Origin of the sequence: Conexibacter sp. CPCC 205762, assembly GCF_030646155.1 — a bacterium.
Taxonomy (GTDB): Bacteria; Actinomycetota; Thermoleophilia; order Solirubrobacterales; family Solirubrobacteraceae; genus Conexibacter.
The window spans coordinates 26,565-45,988 of record NZ_JAUTDN010000044.1 but is presented as its reverse complement, the minus strand read 5'-3'; the positions used below and the strand labels follow the sequence as shown (position 1 = coordinate 45,988).

Genomic DNA, 19,424 nt, shown 5'->3' with positions numbered 1-19,424 from the left:
GGCGGGCGGCGGCGCGGCGGGCGGCGGCGCGGCGGGCGGCGCCAGCGCGGCGGCCCGCCCGCTCGTCTCCCCCGTCCGCCGCCAACTGTTCGCCGCGGTCCGCGACGGCGCCGAGCGGCGGCCGCTCGAGGCCGCGGTGCTCGAAGCGCTCGCGGACGCAGCCGCGCCGTGACGACGCTTCCCCACCCCGCCGACCACCCCACGCGTTGAGCCAGACGTCAATTCACCGACTCGCCCACGCGCTGCTGTGGACAAGCGCGCCCCCGCCGCCGCTGAAGCGAGCGCGCGCCACGCCGTCAAGGACAGCAACGGACAAGCTGGCGGCGCGAGTTGGACACCGCGGCGGAGATCGCCGCCGGAGTTTGTTTCACGCGCCCTCGCGAAGGCATGATGTGTCTGAGGACTCCAGCAGAAAGGCACTCCGTGACCGCACCGACGTACGCCGTCGTCAACCCCGCCACGGGCGAGACGCTCAAGACCTACGACGTGATCAGCGACGATGATCTGAAGGCGGCGATCGGCCGCGCCGCCGCGGCCGCCGGGCCGTGGGGCCGGGAGACGAGCCTCGACGACCGGGTCGCCGCGATCCGCAGAGTCGCCGCGCTCCACACGGAGCGGCGCGAGGAGCTGGCCGCGATCATCGTGCGCGAGATGGGCAAGCCGGTGCAGGAAGCGCTCGGCGAGGTCGACTTCGCGGCCGCGATCTACGAGTACTACGCCGACACCGCGGGCGACCTGCTGAAGGACGAGCCGATCAGACTGCTCGACGGCGACGGCTCGGCCGTCGTGCGCCGCACGCCGGTCGGCCTGCTGCTCGGGATCATGCCGTGGAACTTCCCCTACTACCAGGTGGCTCGTTTCGCCGGCCCGAACCTGCTGATCGGCAACACGATCCTGCTCAAGCACGCGCCGCAGTGCCCGGAGTCGTCGGCCGCGATGGAGGAGATCTTCCACGCCGCCGGCGTCCCCACCGACGCCTACATCAACATCTACGCGACCAACGAGCAGATCGAGTGGGTGATCGGCGACCCGCGCGTGCAGGGCGTCTCGCTGACCGGCTCCGGCCGCGCCGGCGCCGCCGTCGCGCAGATCGCCGGCCGCCACCTGAAGAAGGTCGTGCTCGAGCTGGGCGGCGCCGACCCGTTCCTCGTGCTCGACAACGACAACCTCGACCCGGTCGTCGAGGCCGCGACCGCCGCCCGCATGGGCAACGGCGGCCAGGCCTGCAACGCCGCCAAGCGGTTCGTCGTGCTCGACAAGCACTACGACGAGTTCGTCCAGAAGCTGACCGACTCGATGCTCGGGATGACGCCGAGCGACCCGACCTCGGACGACACGACGCTCGGCCCGCTGTCGTCGGTCGCCGCGGCCGAGCGGCTGGAGCAGCAGGTCGAGCAGGCGCTCGCGGGCGGCGCCCGCCTCGTCGCCGGCGGCGGCCGCGACGGCGCCTTCTACAAGCCGGCCGTGATCGCCGACATCACGCCCGACAACCCCGCCTACTCGGAGGAGTTCTTCGGGCCGGTCGCGCAGGTCTACAAGGTCGGCTCCGAGCAGGAGGCGATCGCGCTGGCCAACGACACGCCGTACGGCCTCGGCTCGTACGTCTTCTCCAGCGACGCCGACCAGGCCAACCGCGTCGCCGACCAGATCGAGGCCGGCATGGTCTTCGTCAACGTCGTCGACGCCGACGGCGTCGAGCTGCCGTTCGGCGGCGTCAAGGCCTCCGGCTTCGGCCGCGAGCTGGGCCGCTTCGGCGCCGACGAGTTCGTCAACAAGAAGCTGATCCGGATCGGCTGATCCGCAGCCGGCGCGGCGCCGGGCGGAGCGCAGGCGCGCTCCGCCCGGCGATCCGCGTCAGCGTCCGGCTGCGCCCCTCCCGGCGCAGCCGTCGATCCCGACCGCCTGCGTGCGGGCGATCGAGCGGCCGTTGTGACCGATGTAGGTCACCTGTGCCCGCATCCCCTTTCTGACGCTCGCCTTGCAGAGGTTGCCGACCGTGCCGACCGGCCCGAATCTGCCCGGCCGCAGCGCGAGCGAGAACGACGAGATCGGCACGTCGGGGATCGTGTCGAACGTCGTCGCGAGCGACAGGTCGCGCGGGATCGTGATCTTTCCGACGACGTCGATCGCGACCTGTCCGCGCAGCGCCAGCACCAGGTCCGGGATTCTGCGGGCCGGGTTTCTGACCAGGTAGACGTCACCGGCCAGCGGTCGCTTCAGCAGCGGCGTGACCGCCTTCGCGGTGCCGATCGCGCGGCTGGCGGGGCAGCTGCCGGCGTCGTAGTCGGCCTGCGGGCAGGCGTTGTCGCTGATCACCCGCAGCCGCGCGTTGATGTTTCTCGGCAGCTTGACGCGGACCGAGCGCAGGTTCGCGTCGCCCTTGGGCATCTGCACGACGGCGCGGAACGGCACCGTCATCCGCGGCCGCGTCCGCCCTCTGCCGCCGACCCGCACCGCCAGCTTCGGCGCGAAGCGCAGGTTCGCGCAGCCGCCGACCTGGAAGCGCGCGTCGCGCTCCGCCGTCGCCCCCTCCGCGGAGCTGATGCGGCCCGCGATCCGCTTCGCCGCGCAGCCGGTCGGGTTGAGCATGAAGCCCGGCTTGTCGATCGCCACGTCGACGGTGCGGATCTGCAGCGGGATCCCACGCAGGATCCGCGGCAGCGGGTCGGTGACGACGCGCAGCGAGGCGTCGCGGCGGTCGACGAACAGCGCCGCGCGGACCGCGACGGTGCCGAGGTCGAACGGCCCGGCGACCGCCGGCACGACGATCGAGAGGCCGAGCGGAGCGCCCTTGTACGGCCCGGTCAGGTAGACCCTGCCCGGCAGCGCGAGCGCGTTCGTGCCGGCGCCGGCGCGCGTGGCGACCGAGCCGATCCGCGCCGTCTCACCGCAGCCGCCGCCGGCCGCGAGCGCCTCGGGGCACTCGTCGACGGTCGCGAGCATGCCGGTCAGGCCCTCCGGCATCGTCACCGTGACGCCGTCGAGCAGCTGATCGTCGTCGGCGCGGCCGAACGACAGCGTGAACGTGCTCGACGCGCCGCCGGCCGCGTTCAGCACGCCGGCGCCGAAGCGCGGCGCGAAGCCGCGCGGGCGGCACGGCCCGCCGTCGGCCGCGCGCGCGATCGCGAACCCGCTGGAGGCCTCCACCGGCGCGCCGCCGCTCCACGGCGTCAGCGTCGCCGTCGCGGTCGCGCTGCCGCACTGCGACGGGGTCGAGAGCGGCGCCCGCGGGCCGCCGTCGAGCGACACCCGCAGCGAGCGGAACGGCAGCTCGGGGTTGTCGCTGAACGTGACGCGCACCCGCCCGCTGACCGGGTCGGGGTCGATCCGGCCGGCGAGCTTGACGACGACGCCGTCGCCCTCGGCGACGAGGTACAGCGCCAGCGTCGTGCCGAACGGGTTGTCGTCCTGGGACGCGAGGTAGGCGCTGCCGCGCAGCGGCGTCGCCAGCAGCGGCGTGTCGATCGTGACGCTGCCGAGCGTCGCGGCGTCGGGGCACGACGGCGAGCCGGCGCTCGCGAGCGCGATCTGCGCCGGCGTGCAGGCGGCCAGGCCGTCCGCCGAGGACGGGTTGACGGTCATCCCCTCCGGCAGCAGGATCGTCGCGTCCTTCAGGTGGGCGCTGGCGCGCACCTGCGGGCTGTCGGACTGCGGCACGGAGATCGTCACGTCGAGGCCGCTGGGGCTGTTGGCCGCGGTCGTCGTCGGGCGGATCTCGACCGACGGCTCGAACGGCAGCGACTCGCAGCCGCCGATCGTCAGCGGCGCGCCGCCGACGCGCTGGGTCGTCGTCGTCCGCGGGCTCGACGCGCCGGGCGTCGGCCACGAGGCGGCGTCGGCGGTGAAGCGCAGCGGCTCGCCGCTGCAGCGGCCCGGGTTGGCGGTCAGCGGGACGGCCGGCACGTTCGCCGGGCCGGGGCCGATCTGCCCTCCGTCGGGCGCCAGCGTCGTGCGCTCGGCGTCGTGGACGGGATCGGCCGGCACGCCCCACAGGACGATCCGCGTGCCCGTCAGCGGCAGCGCCTGCGAGATCCCGCGCACGTGCGCCGAGAGGCCGTAGTCGCCGCCGGTCCGCACGGCGCCGTTGAGCTTGATCGTCGTCTTGGCGACGTTGAAGCCGAACTGCGCCGGCACGCCCGGAGGCGGCACGACGTTGTAGATCGGGAACGCCTGCTCGAAGCCCGACAGCCCGACCCACGCGATCCCGATCTGGCTCGCCAGCGGGCAGTGGGCGGCGAAGTCGAGCGACAGCTGCTGCGCGGTGCAGCGCGGCACCGCGGTCGGGTTGAACAGCAGCCCGCGCGGCAGGTCGGTGTCGATCGACTTGACGCTCTCGGTCGGCTCGACGCCGCCCCAGTCGGTCGGTCTGGTCGGGAACTGCAGGTCGAAGGTGACGTCGGGGTGGGCGCCGGCGGCGAGCTGCGGCGCGTCCGGCGTCGGGTTGGCAGCGGTGCCGGGGTCGGTCAGGCCGACGCCGAAGCCGCTCAGCTCGAACGCCTGTGCCGGCGCCGCCAGCAGCAGCGCGGCGGCGAACGCGACCAGCACGGCCGCGGCGCGCGCGGCGACCCGCGCGACGATCGACGACCTCATCGGGAACCGCCCTTCTTGCTCGTGAACGTCAGCGTCGTGCGGTACGCGGGAGCGCCCGTCGTGGAGGTGACCGTCAACCGCAGCCGCAGTCTGTGCGTGCGCCGCAGCTGTCTGCGCGCGGCGGCCGACAGCCGCAGCGTCAGGCGGACGGTCCCGGCCGCGCCGGCCTTCCCGCTCGCGCGCGCCGCGATCCGCTGCGGTGTGCCGCCGATGCGGCCCTGCAGCGTCGCCCGCACGGTGCCCGCGGCGCTCACGCGCAGCGGCAGCACGAGCCGCCCGCTGGTGCCGGCGGCGCGCAGCGCGCTCGCCGACGGGCGCGCCACGGTCAGCCGCGGCAGCGGCGCCTGCGCGGGCAGCGCGAACAGCTCGCTGCCGGGCACGGGGCTGCTGTCGGGGACGACCGTCGGCGCGGGGCGGCAGGCGTCGCCGCCGCAGCCGCCGCCGGCCTGACGCGGCGCGACCTGCTGGCCGGCGATCCCGCCGCCGACGCGCGCCGTGTAGAGGTCGGCGAGCACGTCGGCGTCCTGCGGCACGAGCCGCTCGGCGGTGACGAAGAAGACGTCGCGGCCGTCCTCGGAGACGTCGCCGAAGCCGGCCGGCTCGCCGCTGGTGCCGGAGGTCAGCAGCGACAGGCCGCTGCCCGGCGTGTACTCGTAGACGTCGCCGACGGAGTTGGTGTCGGCGGGCACGAGCCGGTCGGGGCTGTCGAACCAGACGCGCCCGTCGTCGGTGACCGCGCGGCTGCCGCGGCCGTCGAAGAAGGTGACCGGCCGGCCGAAGGTCGCCGACGGGCCCGCGTGCGCCATCCCGGGCGGTCCGCAGGAGAGGCAGCGGACCGGCTCCTCCGGTCTGCCGGCGTCCCACGTGAAGACGTTGCCGCAGAAGCCGTCCGCGCCCGGGTAGCCCGGCTCTCTGCAGGCCGCGTCGGCGTTGTCGACGCCGGTGACGGGCGAGAAGCTGACGAACGCGACGCGCCGCCCGTCGGGGCTGAAGCGATAGGTGTCGACGCCGCCGATCTCGCGGCTGAAGCGCGCGACGTAGCGGATCTCCCCGCTCTGCGTGTCGAGCAGGTAGAGGCGGGCGTCGAAGTCGGCCGGTCCGCCGGAGTCGGGCGTCAGGCTGCTGCGCGCGCCGATCCAGGCGAGCCGGCCGTCGGCCGAGACGTCGATCAGCGCGGCCGCGCCGTCGCCGCCGACGGCGGCGAGGCTGTCGTCGCCGGCCGACCAGCGGTAGATGCCGCTGAGCTGCGAGTCGTCGGTCAGCGGCTGCAAGCCGAGGAACCAGAGCGTGCGGCCGTCGCGCGAGGCGACGACGTCGCCGTCTATCTGGACCGCTCTCGCCGGATCGTCGCCGGCGCGGTGCGAGCGGGTGATCAGCGTCGTCCCCTCGCCCTCGACGTACTGGTAGAGGGTCCGGTCGAAGCGGAACCAGAGGCGCGTGCCGTCGTCGGAGAGGCGGTGCTGGCGGCGCGAGGGCGAGTTGCCGTCATAGGACATGTCGGCGGCCGAGCCGTCGGGCAGCCTGCTCGCGAGCGACAGTCTGCCGTCGTGCCAGAGGTAGAGCGAGCGGACGCCGACGGGCGCGTCGGCGAGCAGCGGCGTGGTCGTCTGGAAGGCGATCGCCGACAGGTCGGCGGTGCCGCCGATGTAGTTGCCCTGGCCGCCGAAGCCGGTCAGGTCCTCGTACATCGCGCGCGTCGCGGTCGCCGCGATCAGCCGGTAGGAGGCCGGCTGCGTGAGGTCGCGGAGGTAGAGGTTGCTGCCGCCCTCGATCGCGCCCGCGGCGAGCGCGTTGGAGGTCACGACGACGGCGTGCGTGCCGTCCTCGGAGAGCCCGAGCGTCGCCTTCACCAGCAGGCCGGTCGGCGTCAGCCCGGGGTCGGTGCCGCGGGTCGACCAGTCGCCCCCGCGGCTCCCCAGGTAGGCGGTGTCGTACAGCACGGACTCGGCCCCGGCGAAGGCGCCGGCGGCGTTGAAGTAGACGCGGTCGCCGCCGGCGACGCTGGCGATCGTGCCGGAGTTGACGACGTCGTTGCCGTCCTTCTCGACCGGCGAGACCTGCTCCCAGGCGCGGCAGTCGGGCAGGCGCGCGCCGGCGCCGCTGCGGAAGGCGGCGTTGGCGCAGCCGTCTGCCGCCTGCGCGGGCGGCGCGACGGTCAGCGCTCCGCCCAGCAGCACGAGCGCCGCGAACCCGCGGCGCGGGGACAACCTTCTCCTCACGTTCCCTCCCTGGACCTACGAGACACGGCCGTTTTCTGAACGGGAGCGATCATATACGAGGATTTTTTGAAACGTCAAATCACCGGTCCGACCACACGGCAAACAGCAATTCACCCCTCGATACGCTTGTTTTCCAGATAGCCGGCCGGCATCGGAACGGGCTGCTCGGCCGCGCGGCTGACCGGCTCCCACCGCCGCCACGTCTCGATCCGCTCGCGCGTGACCGCGATCAGCGCGTCGAGCACGCTGCCGCCGAGCACCAGCCGCAGCGGCGGGTCGTCGCTGGCGACCAGCTCCAGCAGCGCCGCGGCCGCGAGCCGCGGCTCGCTGTCGGTCGGCTCCCCGGCGGCGCCCTCCGGCGCCGCGCGCAGCGGCGCGTAGGCGTCGAGCGGCTCGGTGCAGCGGATGCCGCCGCGGTAGAGGTCGGTCCAGTAGCCGCCCGGCTCGACCAGCGTCAGCCTGACGCCGAACGGCGCCAGCTCCTGCGCGAGCGCCTCGCTCATCCCCTCCAGCGCGAACTTCGAGGCGCCGTAGAGGCCGGTCATCGGCCCGGCGACGACGCCGCCGACGCTGGAGATCTGCAGCAGGCGGCCGCCGCCCTGCGCGCGCAGCCGCGGCGCGACCGCCTGACTGACCCACAGCGCGCCGAAGAAGTTGACCTCCAGCGCCGCCCGCGCCTCCTGTTCGCCGAACTCCTCGACGGCGCCGAGCGCCATCGTGCCGGCGTTGTTGACGACGACGTCGAGCCGCCCGAACCGCTCGACGGCCCGCTCGACCGCGGCGAAGACGGCGGCGCGGTCGGTCACATCGGCCGGCAGCGGCAGCACGCGCTCGCGGCCGTGCTCGTCGGCGAGCCGGTCGAGCGCGTCGGCGCTGCGCGCGAGCGCCGCGACGCGGTCGCCGGCCGCGAGCGCGGCCTCGGCGAAGGCGCGCCCGAGCCCGCGGCTGGCGCCGGTGATCAGCCAGACGCGGCCGGCGGCGTCGGTGGCGGCGATGCCGGCGGCGTCGGTGGCGGCGATGCCGGCGGCGTCGGTGGCGGCGGCGGCGGCGATGTCCGCAGATGAGGTCATTCCACAGCTCCTTCGATTTCAATACGAGACGGTTCGTCTCGTTGATCGGAGCCGAGAGGATGCCACCGCCACCCACCCTTGTCAAGACGGACCGTCTCGTTTCGTCGCGCTGCTAACGTGCCCGACGTGACGAGAGCGGCGAGAGGCGGGGCTCGGCGCAGCGAGACCTCGCGCAGAGCGATCCTGGCGGCGGCCTTCGAGCTGGTCGGCGAGGTCGGCTACGCGCGCCTGACGATCGAGGGGATCGCCGCCCGCGCCGGCGTCGGCAAGCAGACGATCTACCGCTGGTGGCCGTCGAAGGGCGTCGTCCTGCTCGACGCCTTCCTCGCCCTCTCCGAGGACCCGCAGGGCGACCCGGCGCTGCCCGACAGCGGCGATCTCGAGGCCGATCTGAAGCTGGTCCTGCGCGCGACCGCCGCCGAGCTGGTCGACCCCCGCTACGACCTGCCGATGAGAGCGCTCGCCGCCGCGATGCTGACCGACCCGTCGCTGAGAGCCGAATACGAGCAGCGGCTCGAACAGCCGCTGCGAGCCGTCAAGCGCGCCCGCGTCGAGCGCGCCGTCGCGGCCGGCCAGCTGCCGCCCGGCACCGACCTCGACCTCGCCGTCGACCTGCTCTGGAGCCCGCTCTGGAGACGCTGGCAGGACGGCGGCGAGCTGACCGCCGCCTTCGCCGACGCGCTCGTCGAGACCGTCCTCGCCGGCCTGCGCGCTCGCTGAACTCCGGCCAAAGTTGAACTCCGTCCACCTTTTGCTACGGTGGAGCAGATGGAGCCGACGGGCCTGCGCGAGCGCAAGAAGCTGGAGACGTGGCGGACGATCCACTCCGCCGCCTTCGAGCTGTTCGAGCGCGACGGCTTCGACGCCGTCGGGATCGAGCGGATCGCGGCGGCGGCGAACGTCTCGCGCACGACCTTCTTCAACTACTTCGCGTCGAAGGAGGCGGTCGTCTTCGACGCCGATCCCGAGACGGTGCGGCAGTGGCACGCGCTGCTGGAGAGCATCCCGGAGCAGACGCCGCTGTGGGAGGCGCTGCAGACGCTGCTGCTGAAGAACGTCGAGGGCTTCTCCGAGCACCTCGTCACGATCCACCGGATCAAGACCTCGTCGAGCACGCTGGCGGCCTCCTCGCGTGAGGCGAGCGACCGCCTCTGGCGCGAGCTGAGCGAGTGGGCGGCGCGGCGCGAGCCGGGCGACCCGTTCGCGATCGCGCTGCAGCTCGGCACCGCGCAGGCGGTCCTCAACGCCGCCTTCGCGCAGTGGGACGGCGACGCCGGCGTCGAGCAGCTGCTCGCGCTGCTGCGCCGCGGCTTCACGGAGGCCGGTGCCGGCTTCCGCCCCGCTCCACGCCCCACCTGAACCCGAACAGGAGAGACACCATGCAGAGACGCGCACTCGGCCAGCAGGGCCTGGTCGTGTCGGCCCTTGGGCTGGGCACGATGGGCATGACGATGGCCTACGGTCCCGCCGGCGACGAGCAGGAGAGCATCGCGACGATCGAGCGCGCGCACGCGCTGGGCGTGACGCTGTTCGACACCGCCGAGCTGTACGGGATGGGCACGGGCAGCAACGAGCAGCTGCTCGGCCGCGCCGTCAAGCCGTTCCGCGACGAGATCGTGCTCGCGACCAAGTTCGGCTTCGACTTCTCCAGCGGAGAGTTCACCGGCGCGCTCGACAGCCGCCCGGAGAACATCCGCGCAGTCGCCGACAACAGCCTCAGATACCTCGGCGTCGAGACGATCGACCTCTTCTACCAGCACCGCGTCGACCCGGACGTGCCGATCGAGGAGGTCGCCGGCACCGTCAAGGAGCTGATCGACGCCGGCAAGGTGCGCTGGTTCGGGCTCAGCGAGGCGGGGCCGGAGACGATCCGCCGCGCCCACGCCGTCCAGCCGGTCAGCGCGCTGCAGACCGAGTACTCGATCTTCGAGCGCGAGGCGGCCGAGGAGGTGCTGCCGGTGACGCGCGAGCTGGGGATCGGCTTCGTCCCCTACTCCCCGCTCGGCCGCGGCTTCCTGACCGGCGACGTGAAGCCGGCCGACGAGTACCCCGAGGGCGACATGCGCCGCTGGGACGAGCGCTGGCAGGGCGACAACTACAGCGCCAACCTGCGCGCGATCGAGCAGCTGAAGGAGCTGGCCGAGAGCAAGGGGATCGCGGTCACGCAGCTCGCGCTCGCCTGGCTGCTGGCGCAGGGCGACGACGTCGTCCCGATCCCCGGCACGCGCAGCCCGCGGCGGCTGGAGCAGAACGTCGCCGCCGCCGACGTGACGCTGACCGACGACGACCTCGCCCGCATCCACGCGATCGTCCCGGACGGCTCCTACGGCAGCCGCTACCCGGCGGAGCACATGCCGAGAGGCTGACGCCTCAGGGCCAGAAGTCGTCGAACCGCTCGGTGTCGCCTCTGCGCGGCTTGCGCCCGCCGATGCAGATCACGTCGAGGCCGTCGGGGCCGGCCTCGAACGAGCGGATCACCCTCGGCGCGACGCGCAGCACGTCCCACGTGGCCAGCTCGACGACCTCGTCGTCGAGCTTCGCCCGCCCCGACCCGCCGACGACGACGTAGGCCTCCTCCTGCTCGCGGTGGCGGTGGCCCCACGGCATCCGCGCGCCGGGCTCGCAGGTGAAGCGGCATGCGTTCACGGTAATGAGTCCTCTTTTGACGTTCTCCGTGACATCTTGATTTCTGCGCAGATGTGCAGGACCGTGGATGGCATGAGTTCGGCCACCCACTCCGAGCAGACGACGATCGAGGTCGGCGGGATGGACTGCGCCGGCTGCGCGCGGACCGTCTCGCAGGCGGTCGCGCGGATGCCGGCGGTGATCGACGTCGACGTCAGCTTCACCGCCGGCCGGATGGTCGTCGAGCACGCGCCCGAGGGCTTCGACCGCGCCGCCGTCGCGCGGCAGGTGCAGCGGCTCGGCTACACGACGCGCGTCGCGGGCGAGGCCGGCGGCGCCGCGGGAGCCGGGTCCGCGCACGACGCCGCCGCGCCCGCCGCCGACCGCCGCGCCCTGCTGCGCTGGCCGAGCGCCGACCTGCTGACGATCGTCGCGACCGCGCTGCTGCTGGTCGCGGTCGTCGCCGACCTCGCGACCGGCCTGCCGGCGGCGTGGCTGTACGGCGCCGCCGTCGCGGTCGGGATCGGGCCGATCGCGCGCGCCGGGCTGGTCGCGCTGTGGAGCACGCGGCGGCCCGAGATCAAGCTGCTGATGACGATCGCGTCGATCGGCGCGATCGCGATCGGCGCCTGGATGGAGGCCGCGCTCGTCGTCGTCCTCTTCTCGATCGGCGAGTGGCTGGAGGGCCGCGCGGTCGAACGGGCGCGACGGGAGCTGGCGAGCCTCGTCACGCTCGCGCCGGAGACGGCGCGGATCCGCGTGCGCGACGACGGCGCCGCTGCGGAGCGTGAGATCTCGGCCGGCGTGCGCGACGGCGACGCCGCGCCCGCCGCGGAGCGCGAGATCCCGGCGGCGGCGCTGGAGCTCGGCGACGTCGTGGTCGTGCGGCCGGGCGAGCGGCTCCCGGCCGACGGGACGGTGCTGGAAGGGACCTCCGCCGTCGACCAGGCGGCGATCACCGGCGAGTCGGTGCCGGTCGATGTCGAGCCGGGCGCGCGCGTCTTCGCCGGCACGCTCAACGCGCAGGGCCGCCTCGTGATCGAGGTCGGCGCCGCTCCCGGCGACACGACGCTCGCGCGGATCGGCCAGCTCGTCGCCGACGCGCAGGCGCGCCGCTCGCCCTCCGAGCGCTGGGTCGACGCGTTCGCACGGATCTACACGCCGGCCGTGATCGCCGCGGCGGTGCTCGTCGCCGCCGTCCCGCCGCTGGCCTGGGGCGCCGGCTTCGACGGCAGCTTCTACACCGCGCTGGCGCTGCTGATCCTCGCCTGCCCGTGCGCGCTGGTGCTGTCGACGCCGGTCACGATCGTCTCCGCGCTCGGCCGCGCGAGCGCCGCCGGCGTGCTCGTCAAGGGCGGCGAGTTCCTCGAGCGCGCCGCCGCGATCGACACCGTCGCCTTCGACAAGACCGGCACGTTGACCGCCGGCCGCCCGCGGCTGGTGACGATCGACGCGCTCGGCGGCGACGAGGACCGCGCGCTGCGGCTCGCCGCCGCGCTGGAGGCCGGCTCCGAGCACCCGCTCGCGACCGCGATCGTCGCCGCCGCGCGCGAACGCGGCCTGCCGATCAGCGCCGTCGAGCAGTTCCAGGCTCGCACCGGCCTCGGCGCGACCGGCGTCGTCGACGGCGCGCTCGTCGCCATCGGCAAGCCGGCGCTGTTCAGCGCGGCGACGGCCTCGTCCGCGGTCGGCGCGCCCGCGCAGCGCGACCTGGCGGCGACCTCGCCTGCGATCGGCGCGTCCGCCGACGTCTCGACGCTGATGCCGGCCGTCGAACGCGCGCTCGCCGCCGCCCGGGAAGCCGGTCAGACGGCGGTCGTGCTCGCGCGCGACGGCGAGCCGCTGGCCGTCCTCGGCCTCGCCGACCCGCCGCGGCCGGAGGCGCGCGAGGCGGTCGAGCAGCTGGCCCGCCTCGGCATCACGAAGACGGTGATGATCACCGGCGACAACGCCGCCGCAGCGCAGGCGGTCGCCGCCGCGACCGGCGTCGCCGAGCTGCGCGCCGACGCGCTGCCGCAGGACAAGGCGCGCCTGCTCGGCGGGCTCGGCGACCACGTCGCGATGGTCGGCGACGGCGTCAACGACGCGCCCGCGCTGGCCAGCGCCTCGCTCGGGATCGCGATGGGCAGCGCCGGCAGCGACACCGCGATCGAGGTCGCCGACGTCGCGCTGATGGGCGACGACCCGCGCAAGGTCGCGGGGCTGGTCGGCCTCGCCCGCTGGACCCGCCGCACGGTCCGCCAGAACATCGCCTTCTCGCTCGCGACCAAGGTCGCCGCCGCCGTCCTGCTCGCCTTCGGGCTGCTGCCGCTGTGGGCCGCGGTCGCGACCGACGTCGGCGCCTCGCTCGTCGTCGTGCTGTGGGGGCTGCGGCTGCTGGTCGCGAGCCCGCGCGGCCTGCCGCTGCTGAACGGCGTACAGTCGGCCAGATGAGCGAGCCGATCCCGCTCGACGGCTGCTCCGTCCGCCTCGTCGACCCCGAGCGCGTCGCGTCAGTGCGCGCGAGGCTGCCCGACGGCGACGCGACCGAGCGGATGGCGCGCGTCTTCCACGTGCTCGGAGAGCCGGCGCGCGTGCGGATCGTGACCGCGCTGCTGGAGGCCGGCGAGCTGTGCGTCTGCGACCTCGCCGCGACCGTCGGCATGACCGAGGCGCAGACCTCGCAGCACCTGCGCGTGCTGCGCGCCGAGCGGACCGTCCGCAACCGCCGCGACGGGCGGATGGTCTGGTACTCGCTCGACGACGCGCACGTGCGCCTGCTGATGGACCTCGCGCTGCAGCACGTCACGCACGAGCACGGCGACGGCGGCAGCGCGTAGGCGCATGCCGCCTCGCGCCGCGCCCGGCGCTCACGCGCTCGCGGCCGCCTCGACCGGCTCCGCCGCGGCTGGCGCGACGGCGCCGCGCGTGAAGCGCATCGTGCCGTCCTCGACCGGGCTGCGGCGCAGCTGGCGGACGTCGGCGAGGTAGCTCATCACGACTCTCCACGGCGCCTGCTCGCCCTGGCGCGGGAAGGCGTCGAGCGAGCGCAGCACGTAGCCGGCCTTGAAGTCGAGCAGCGGCCGCGTCGCCATCGCCGGGTCGGCCGGGGTCGCGACGGCGGTGTCGGTGCCGGTCGCGTCCTGGTGCGCCATCAGGCGGCAGACGTACTCCCACACGAGGTCGACCTTCAGCGTCCACGACGAGTTCGTGTAGCCGACCGCGAAGGCGAAGTTCGGCACGCCGCTGAGCATCAGCGACTTGTAGGCGATCGTGTCGTTGAGCGCGACCTCGCGGCCGTCGACGACGATCTCGATCCCGCCGATCGCGAGCAGGTTGAGGCCGGTCGCGGTGACGACGATGTCGGCCTCCAGCTCGCGGCCCGAGGCCAGTCTCACGCCGCGCTCGGTGAACGTCTCGATCCTGTCGGTCACGACCGACGCCGAGCCGTTGCGCAGCGCGCGGTAGAAGTCGCCGTCGGGGACCGCGCAGAGGCGCTGGTCCCACGGCTCGTAGGCGGGGTTGAAGTGGACGTCGACGTCGTGGCCGCTGCCGCGCAGCTGCCGCTCGTTGACGCTGCGGATCACCTTGCGGACCTGCTTCGGGAAGCGCTGCGACGCTCTGTAGAGCGCGATCTGGCGGAGGATGTTCTTCCAGCGCGCGAGCGCGTAGGCGCGGCGCGTGCCGAGTCTCCCTCTCAGCCAGTTGGCGAGCTTGTCCTCCGACGGCAGCGGCAGGATGTACGTCGGCGAGCGCTGCAGCATCGTCACGTGGCCGGCCTGCTCGGCCATCGCCGGCACGAGCGTGACCGCCGTCGCGCCGGAGCCGATCACGACGACGCGCTTGCCGGCGTAGTCGAGGTCCTCCGGCCAGTGCTGCGGGTGGATCAGCTGCCCGCCGAAGCGGTCGAGGCCGGGGAACGCGGGCGTGAAGCCCTCGTCGTAGCGGTAGTAGCCGGTCGCGCCGAGGATCCAGCGCGTCGAGACCGTCGTCGTCTCGCCGCTGGCGACGTCGGCCAGCTCGACCGTCCAGCGGGCGGCGCTGCTGGACCACTCGGCCTTCAGCACGCGGCGGCCGAAGCGGATGTGGCGGTCGATCCCGTTCTCGCTCGCGGTCTGCTCGATGTAGGCGCGGATCGAGGGGCCGTCGGCGATCGCCTTCTCGCCCTCCCACGGCTTGAAGGCGTAGCCGAAGGTGTGAAGGTCGGAGTCGGAGCGGATCCCGGGGTAGCGGAACAGGTCCCAGGTGCCGCCGATCGCCTCGCGCGCCTCGACGATCGCGTACGACTTGCCGGGGTGGCTCTGCTGGAGGTAGTAGGCCGCGCCGATGCCGGAGACGCCGGCGCCGACGATCAGGACGTCGAGCTGCTCGACGGCGGTGCTGCTGGTGAGGTCGGCGGTCATCGGGATCTCCAGGTCGGGACGGTGCTGGTCAAGCATCGGTGCTGCGGGCCTCGCGCCCAACGTCAGAATGACACGATTTGATGTAATCGTCTGTGCAAACTGCACACAAGCGTGAGCGCAGCGGGTAGCGTGTCTCCGGCCGATGCCGCCCGTCGCCCCAGAACGGATCAACGCGCTGCTGGTCGCCGCCGCGACCGCGGTGCTGCAGGCGCCCGACGAGGTCTACGACGCGGTCGACCGCGCCAGCCTCAGCGAGCACGACCCCGAGGTCGCCGCCGACCCGGTGCTGCTGGCCGGGATCAAGCGCTCCAGCCGCGCGATGATGATCCACTGGGCGAATTGCACGATCGCCGACCCGACGCGGCCGGTTCCGCCGTTCACCGGCCCGGAGATGCTCGGCGTCACGCGCGACCTCGTCCGCCGCGGCCTCGACACGCGCGCGCTGGAGCCGTTCCGCGCCGGCCAGAACAGCGCCTGGCAGGCGTGGATGGAGATCGCCTTCGCGCTGATCCCCGACCCCGACGAGCTGCAGCAGTTCCTGCGCCTCTCGGCGCAGAAGATCTTCACCTACGTCGACGCCACCAACGTCGCGATCGCCGAGCAGCTCGGGCGCGAGCGCGACGCGCTCACCGGCGGCACCAACGCCGAGCGGCTGTCGACCGTGATGCGGATCATCGAGGCGGCGCAGATCGACCTCGACCGCGCCGAGCGCCGCCTCGGCTACGACCTCAGACGGACCCACGTCGCGGCCGTCGCGTGGGCGAGCGATCCCGCCGCCGAGCCGCTGCTGGACGGCGCCGCCGGCGCGCTCGCGGCCGCGACCGGCACGACCGCGCTGAGCGTCACCGCCAGCAGCGCGACCGTCTGGTGCTGGGCCGCCGCGCCGGCCGAGCCCGACCTGCGCGGGCTCGAGCAGGCGCTGCGGCAGCTGCCCGGCGTGCGCGTCGCGCTCGGCTCGCGCGGCCGCGGCGTCGAGGGCTTCCGCCGCAGCCACTTCGACGCGCTCGCGACGCAGCGGACGGTCGAGCGGCTCGGCTCCGCGGTCGCGCTCGCGCGCTACGACGAGATCCGCGTCGCCGCGCTGCTGACGCAGGACGAGCAGCGCGCCCGCGGCTTCGTCGAGGAGACCGTCGGCGCGCTCGCGCGAGCGCCGCGCGAGCTGCGCGAGACGCTGCGCACCTACCTGCGCGCGCAGTCGAACGCGACCCGCGCCGCGCGCGAGCTGCACACCCACCGCAACACGGTCGTCAGCCGCATCGCGAAGGCCGAGGCGCTGCTGCCGCGGCCGCTGGAGGAGGCCGCGATCGACGTCGCCGTCGCGCTCGAGGTGCTGCACTGGAGCCGCTGAGCCGGCGGCCCGCCGCTCAGCTCGTCACAGGTAGCTGAGCGGGTCGACCGCGCTGCCGTTGACGCGCACCTCGAAGTGGAGGTGGGCGCCGAAGGAGAAGCCGGTGTTGCCGACCGCGCCGATCACGTCGCCCTGCGCGACGCGCTGGCCGATGCTGACGCCGATCGACGACTGGTGGGCGTAGCAGCTGGAGAGGCCGCCGCCGTGGTCGAGGCAGGTGAAGTTGCCGTAGCCGCCGTTGACGCCCGCGATGATCACCGTGCCCGCGCCCGCGGCGCGGATCGGGGTGCCGTCGGGCATGCCGATGTCGAGCCCCTGGTGGAATCTCGTGACCGGCGAGGTGCGCCAGCCGAACGGGCTCGTGATCGGCCCGTCGAGCGGCCAGATGAAGCGGCCGCCGCGTCTGATCGCGCCGGGCGCGATGCCGCCGGTCGCGTTCTGCGTCTGTGCGGCGCGGATGCGGCGCTCGATCTTCGCCTGCTCGGCCTCCAGCCGGCCGACGTCCTCGTGCAGGTCGGTCGCCGTCGCGCGCACCTGCCGCAGCACGCGCCGCTTGGCCGCGCGCGCCCGGTCGATCTCGTCGCGGCGCGACTCGACGTCGATCCGCGTGCGCGCGACGGCGTTGCGCTTGACGTAGATCTCGTCGGCGATCCGCCGCTGGCGCGCCTCCAGCGTTCTGAGCCTGCCGACGGTCGTCGTCGCGGCGCCCTTCGCCGCTCTGACGGCGGTGATGATGCGGCGGTCCTGCTCACCGATCCGCTGCAGGTAGGCGCCGTTGGCGAGCATGTCGCCGAAGCCGTCGGCGTCGAGCACGACCGAGATCACGTCCGGCTCGCCGGACTTGTACAGCTCGACCAGCCGCGCGGCGAGCACCTGCCGCGCGCTCGTCAGCCGCGTTCTCAGCCGAACCGCTCTGGCGCGCACGTCGCGCAGCTCGCCCTGCGTCTCGCCCAGCTCGCGCCGCTTCGCGTCCAGCTCGCCCTGCAGCGTGTCCTGTCTGCGCTGCAGCCCGTCGATCGTGCCCTGCAGCGCGTCGACCCTGCCGGTCAGCGCCGTGACGTCGCTCGTCAGCACTCTCGCTCTCGCGCCGACGCTGCCGAGCCGCCGCTTCTTCTCGTCGATGTCCGCCTCCACGCGCTCGAGCTCGCGCTGCGGATCGGCGGCGTCGGAGACGAGCGGCAGCGCGATCCAGAGCGCGAGCGGCAGCAGCAGGCAGGAGGCCAGGATCCGGAACCGCATTCGCTCACGTTCTACCAACGGCGCCTGGGCCCGGCGAGCGCTGGGCTGGATCTTGCGCCGCGGCTCAGGAACCTGGCGCTCACCCCTCGCGCGCACGGGCAATGCTCACGCGGCGCGTTCGCGATCCCGGCGATCGACGGCGAGCTGCGGCGCCACTGCCCGAGCTCGAACGCACGATCCTCTGCCTGCGCTTCGACCGCGAGCTGACGCAGACGCAGATCGCCGAGCGGCTCGGCTGCTCGCAGATGCAGATCTCACGCATCCTGCGCCAGACGATCGAGCGGCTCGCGCGGATCGTCAGCGACGAGCCGGGCTGAGCCGCACGTGGCCGCGCGCCGCCGCGGGCCACAGCAGCGCCGCCGCCACGACAGCCGCGGCGGCGAGCGCGGCCAGCAGCCAGGCGGTCGTCGCGAGGCCGAGCGCGACGCCGAGCACGCCGGCGACCGGATAGGTCGCCAGCCAGCAGGCGTGCGAGAGCGAGAACTGGGCAGCGAACAGCCCCGGCCGTTCCTGCTCGCTGCCGGAGCGGGTGACGAGCAGGCCGCTCGGCGTCTGCACGAGCGACAGGCCGGCGCCGAGCAGCAGCCAGACCGCCAGCAGGCCGGCGAAGCCGCTGACGACGGTCGCGGCGAGCGCGAGGCCGAGCGGCAGCAGCGCGCCGCCGGCGAGCATCAGCGTGCGGTCGTGGACGCGCTTCAGCAGGCGCGGCAGCAGCAGCGCCGCGACCATCGCGCCGGCGCCCGCGGCGCCGAGCGCCCAGGCGACGTCGGCGGCGTCGCGGCCGAACTGGTCGCGCACGTAGACGACCGAGTTGACGACCACCGTCGCGCTCGCCGCCGCGACCGCGACGTTGAGCGCGAGCAGGCCGCGCAGGCGCGGCGTCGCGAGGTACTGGCGCGTGCCGGCCGTCACGCGCGCCCGCCAGCTCGCCGCGTCCGGCGCCGGGCGGCGCGCCGGCAGCCGCGTCGACAGCACGAGCGCGGCCGAGCAGAGGAAGGCGATGCCGTTGACGGCAAACAGCCCGCTGTAGCTCATGAACGCCAGCAGCGCCGCCGCCAGCGCGGGGCTCAGCAGCCCCTCCAGCTCGTAGGCCAGGCGCGAGAGCGAGAGCGCCCGCGTGTAGGCCGGCTCGTCGTCGAGCACGTCGGGGATCGCCGCCTGGAAGGTCGGCGTGAAGCCGGCCGAGCAGGCGTTGACGAGCACGATCAGCACGTACACCTGCCACACCTCGGTGACGAACAGCATCCCGACGACGGTGGCGGCGCGCAGCAGGTCGAGCGTCACCAGCAGCCGCCGGCGCGGCAGCCGCGTCGCGAGCGCCGTGATCAGCGGCGCGCCGAAGACGTAGACGACCATCTTCAGCGCGAGCGCGATGCCGACGACCGCGCCGGCGTTCCGGTCGGCGAGGTCGTAGGCCAACAGCGTCAGCGCGACCGTCGTCAGGCCGGTGCCGACGAGCGCGATCAGCTGCGCCGAGAACAGCCGGCGGTAGGTGGCATTGCGGAGCGGCGAGTGATCGTCCCTACATATGAACATGTCTTCATGCACGGTATCATGCGTCTCGTGCCGCACCCGTCTGAGCACGAAGACGCGACCCGCCCGCTCGACTTCGACGAGGCCGAGGCGCTCGCCGAGTCGATGCGCGCGTTCGCGACCGGCAGCCGCCTGCGGCTGCTGTGGGCGCTGCTCGACGGCGAGCTGACGGTCGAGCAGCTCGCCGAGCAGGCCGACCTGTCGCAGTCGGCCGCCTCCCATCAGCTGCGGCTGCTGCGCCAGGGGCGGCTCGTGAGAGTCCGCCGCAGCGGCCGCCACGCCTACTACGGCCTGCACGACCACCACATGGTCGACCTGCTCGCCGCGCTGCGCCACCACCACGAGCACGTCAACCCGCCCGCGCCGATGCCGCTGCCCGACGGCGCGACCGCCAGAGCGGCACGGAGCCGCTAGACGC

16 protein-coding genes are annotated in these 19,424 nt (G+C 74.0%); 9 read left to right on the top strand and 7 right to left on the bottom strand.

Annotated features, from left to right (window positions below; all coding sequences use genetic code 11):
- Positions 1-423 precede the first annotated feature (423 nt).
- Positions 424-1,797, top strand: coding sequence for an NAD-dependent succinate-semialdehyde dehydrogenase (locus Q7L73_RS24390; RefSeq protein WP_304693552.1), 1,374 nt, complete (start codon positions 424-426; stop codon positions 1,795-1,797).
- Between the two features lie 57 nt (positions 1,798-1,854).
- Here the strand turns inward: Q7L73_RS24390 and Q7L73_RS24385 are convergent, their stop codons facing one another.
- From Q7L73_RS24385 to Q7L73_RS24375, 3 genes are all read right to left on the bottom strand, one after another.
- Positions 1,855-4,590 carry a hypothetical protein gene (locus Q7L73_RS24385; protein WP_304693554.1) on the bottom strand — a complete coding sequence of 912 codons (2,736 nt, stop codon included), beginning with the start codon at positions 4,588-4,590 and terminating at the stop codon, positions 1,855-1,857.
- Entirely contained in the window at positions 4,587-6,797 is a 2,211-nt protein-coding gene (locus Q7L73_RS24380; RefSeq protein WP_304693556.1) for a hypothetical protein, read from the bottom strand. Before Q7L73_RS24380 ends, Q7L73_RS24385 begins: the two co-directional genes overlap by 4 nt.
- 122 nt (positions 6,798-6,919) lie before the next feature.
- Positions 6,920-7,879 (bottom strand): SDR family NAD(P)-dependent oxidoreductase, encoded by a 960-nt coding sequence (locus tag Q7L73_RS24375; RefSeq protein ID WP_304693558.1) that lies wholly within the window; start codon positions 7,877-7,879, stop codon positions 6,920-6,922.
- Positions 7,880-8,005: 126 nt separating this feature from the next.
- Here Q7L73_RS24375 and Q7L73_RS24370 point away from each other — a divergent pair, with 126 nt between their 5' ends.
- Genes Q7L73_RS24370 through Q7L73_RS24360 form a run of 3 tightly spaced genes read left to right on the top strand, consistent with a single transcriptional unit; the run spans position 8,006 to position 10,245 of the window.
- A complete protein-coding gene (locus Q7L73_RS24370; RefSeq protein WP_304693560.1) occupies positions 8,006-8,599 on the top strand; it encodes a TetR/AcrR family transcriptional regulator in 594 nt (197 codons plus the stop codon).
- Between the two features lie 48 nt (positions 8,600-8,647).
- Positions 8,648-9,238, top strand: coding sequence for a TetR family transcriptional regulator (locus Q7L73_RS24365; protein ID WP_304693562.1), 591 nt, complete (start codon positions 8,648-8,650; stop codon positions 9,236-9,238).
- Positions 9,239-9,258: 20 nt separating this feature from the next.
- Positions 9,259-10,245 carry an aldo/keto reductase gene (locus tag Q7L73_RS24360; protein WP_304693564.1) on the top strand — a complete coding sequence of 329 codons (987 nt, stop codon included), beginning with the start codon at positions 9,259-9,261 and terminating at the stop codon, positions 10,243-10,245.
- A 4-nt stretch (positions 10,246-10,249) separates the two neighbouring features.
- On the opposite strand, the gene Q7L73_RS24355 is transcribed toward Q7L73_RS24360, so the two are convergent.
- A complete protein-coding gene (locus Q7L73_RS24355; protein ID WP_304693566.1) occupies positions 10,250-10,525 on the bottom strand; it encodes a cupin domain-containing protein in 276 nt (91 codons plus the stop codon).
- A gap of 72 nt (positions 10,526-10,597) precedes the next feature.
- On the opposite strand from Q7L73_RS24355, the gene Q7L73_RS24350 reads away from it, so the two are divergent.
- Together Q7L73_RS24350 and Q7L73_RS24345 are read left to right on the top strand one after the other, a co-directional pair.
- Entirely contained in the window at positions 10,598-12,937 is a 2,340-nt protein-coding gene (locus Q7L73_RS24350) for a cation-translocating P-type ATPase (RefSeq protein ID WP_304693568.1), read from the top strand.
- Positions 12,934-13,323, top strand: a complete 390-nt coding sequence (locus Q7L73_RS24345) for a helix-turn-helix transcriptional regulator (protein WP_304693570.1) — start codon at positions 12,934-12,936, stop codon at positions 13,321-13,323. Before Q7L73_RS24350 ends, Q7L73_RS24345 begins: the two co-directional genes overlap by 4 nt.
- 30 nt (positions 13,324-13,353) lie before the next feature.
- Here the strand turns inward: Q7L73_RS24345 and Q7L73_RS24340 are convergent, their stop codons facing one another.
- On the bottom strand, positions 13,354-14,886 hold the full coding sequence (locus Q7L73_RS24340; protein ID WP_370552441.1) for a flavin-containing monooxygenase: 1,533 nt from the start codon (positions 14,884-14,886) through the stop codon (positions 13,354-13,356).
- 142 nt (positions 14,887-15,028) lie between these two features.
- On the opposite strand from Q7L73_RS24340, the gene Q7L73_RS24335 reads away from it, so the two are divergent.
- Positions 15,029-16,234, top strand: coding sequence for a CdaR family transcriptional regulator (locus tag Q7L73_RS24335; protein WP_304693574.1), 1,206 nt, complete (start codon positions 15,029-15,031; stop codon positions 16,232-16,234).
- Positions 16,235-16,258: 24 nt separating this feature from the next.
- Here the strand turns inward: Q7L73_RS24335 and Q7L73_RS24330 are convergent, their stop codons facing one another.
- On the bottom strand, positions 16,259-17,473 hold the full coding sequence (locus tag Q7L73_RS24330) for a murein hydrolase activator EnvC (RefSeq protein ID WP_304693576.1): 1,215 nt from the start codon (positions 17,471-17,473) through the stop codon (positions 16,259-16,261).
- Between the two features lie 101 nt (positions 17,474-17,574).
- Between Q7L73_RS24330 and Q7L73_RS24325 the strand changes: the two genes are divergently transcribed.
- Positions 17,575-17,790, top strand: a complete 216-nt coding sequence (locus tag Q7L73_RS24325) for a sigma-70 family RNA polymerase sigma factor (RefSeq protein ID WP_304693578.1) — start codon at positions 17,575-17,577, stop codon at positions 17,788-17,790.
- Here Q7L73_RS24325 and Q7L73_RS24320 read toward each other — a convergent pair.
- Positions 17,771-19,009: an MFS transporter gene (locus Q7L73_RS24320; protein WP_304693580.1), complete on the bottom strand. Its 1,239-nt coding sequence runs from the start codon at positions 19,007-19,009 to the stop codon at positions 17,771-17,773. The genes Q7L73_RS24325 and Q7L73_RS24320 overlap by 20 nt on opposite strands.
- Positions 19,010-19,027: 18 nt before the next feature.
- Here Q7L73_RS24320 and Q7L73_RS24315 point away from each other — a divergent pair, with 18 nt between their 5' ends.
- The gene (locus tag Q7L73_RS24315; RefSeq protein WP_304693628.1) at positions 19,028-19,420 is read left to right on the top strand and encodes a helix-turn-helix transcriptional regulator; all 393 of its coding nucleotides are present in this window, start codon (positions 19,028-19,030) and stop codon (positions 19,418-19,420) included.
- The last annotated feature ends 4 nt before the right edge of the window (positions 19,421-19,424 follow it).

What these genes read in the sequence shown, in the direction of transcription:
- Q7L73_RS24340 (WP_370552441.1), bottom strand. Translation starts at nt 14,886, where the DNA reads ATGACCGCCGACCTCACCAGCAGCACCGCCGTCGAGCAGCTCGACGTC.
- Q7L73_RS24385 (WP_304693554.1), bottom strand. Translation starts at nt 4,590, where the DNA reads ATGAGGTCGTCGATCGTCGCGCGGGTCGCCGCGCGCGCCGCGGCCGTG.
- Q7L73_RS24365 (WP_304693562.1), top strand. Translation starts at nt 8,648, where the DNA reads ATGGAGCCGACGGGCCTGCGCGAGCGCAAGAAGCTGGAGACGTGGCGG.
- Q7L73_RS24335 (WP_304693574.1), top strand. Translation starts at nt 15,029, where the DNA reads ATGCCGCCCGTCGCCCCAGAACGGATCAACGCGCTGCTGGTCGCCGCC.
- Q7L73_RS24375 (WP_304693558.1), bottom strand. Translation starts at nt 7,879, where the DNA reads ATGACCTCATCTGCGGACATCGCCGCCGCCGCCGCCACCGACGCCGCC.
- Q7L73_RS24315 (WP_304693628.1), top strand. Translation starts at nt 19,028, where the DNA reads ATGCGTCTCGTGCCGCACCCGTCTGAGCACGAAGACGCGACCCGCCCG.
- Q7L73_RS24325 (WP_304693578.1), top strand. Translation starts at nt 17,575, where the DNA reads ATGCTCACGCGGCGCGTTCGCGATCCCGGCGATCGACGGCGAGCTGCG.
- Q7L73_RS24350 (WP_304693568.1), top strand. Translation starts at nt 10,598, where the DNA reads ATGAGTTCGGCCACCCACTCCGAGCAGACGACGATCGAGGTCGGCGGG.
- Q7L73_RS24320 (WP_304693580.1), bottom strand. Translation starts at nt 19,009, where the DNA reads ATGTTCATATGTAGGGACGATCACTCGCCGCTCCGCAATGCCACCTAC.
- Q7L73_RS24330 (WP_304693576.1), bottom strand. Translation starts at nt 17,473, where the DNA reads ATGCGGTTCCGGATCCTGGCCTCCTGCCTGCTGCTGCCGCTCGCGCTC.
- Q7L73_RS24345 (WP_304693570.1), top strand. Translation starts at nt 12,934, where the DNA reads ATGAGCGAGCCGATCCCGCTCGACGGCTGCTCCGTCCGCCTCGTCGAC.
- Q7L73_RS24360 (WP_304693564.1), top strand. Translation starts at nt 9,259, where the DNA reads ATGCAGAGACGCGCACTCGGCCAGCAGGGCCTGGTCGTGTCGGCCCTT.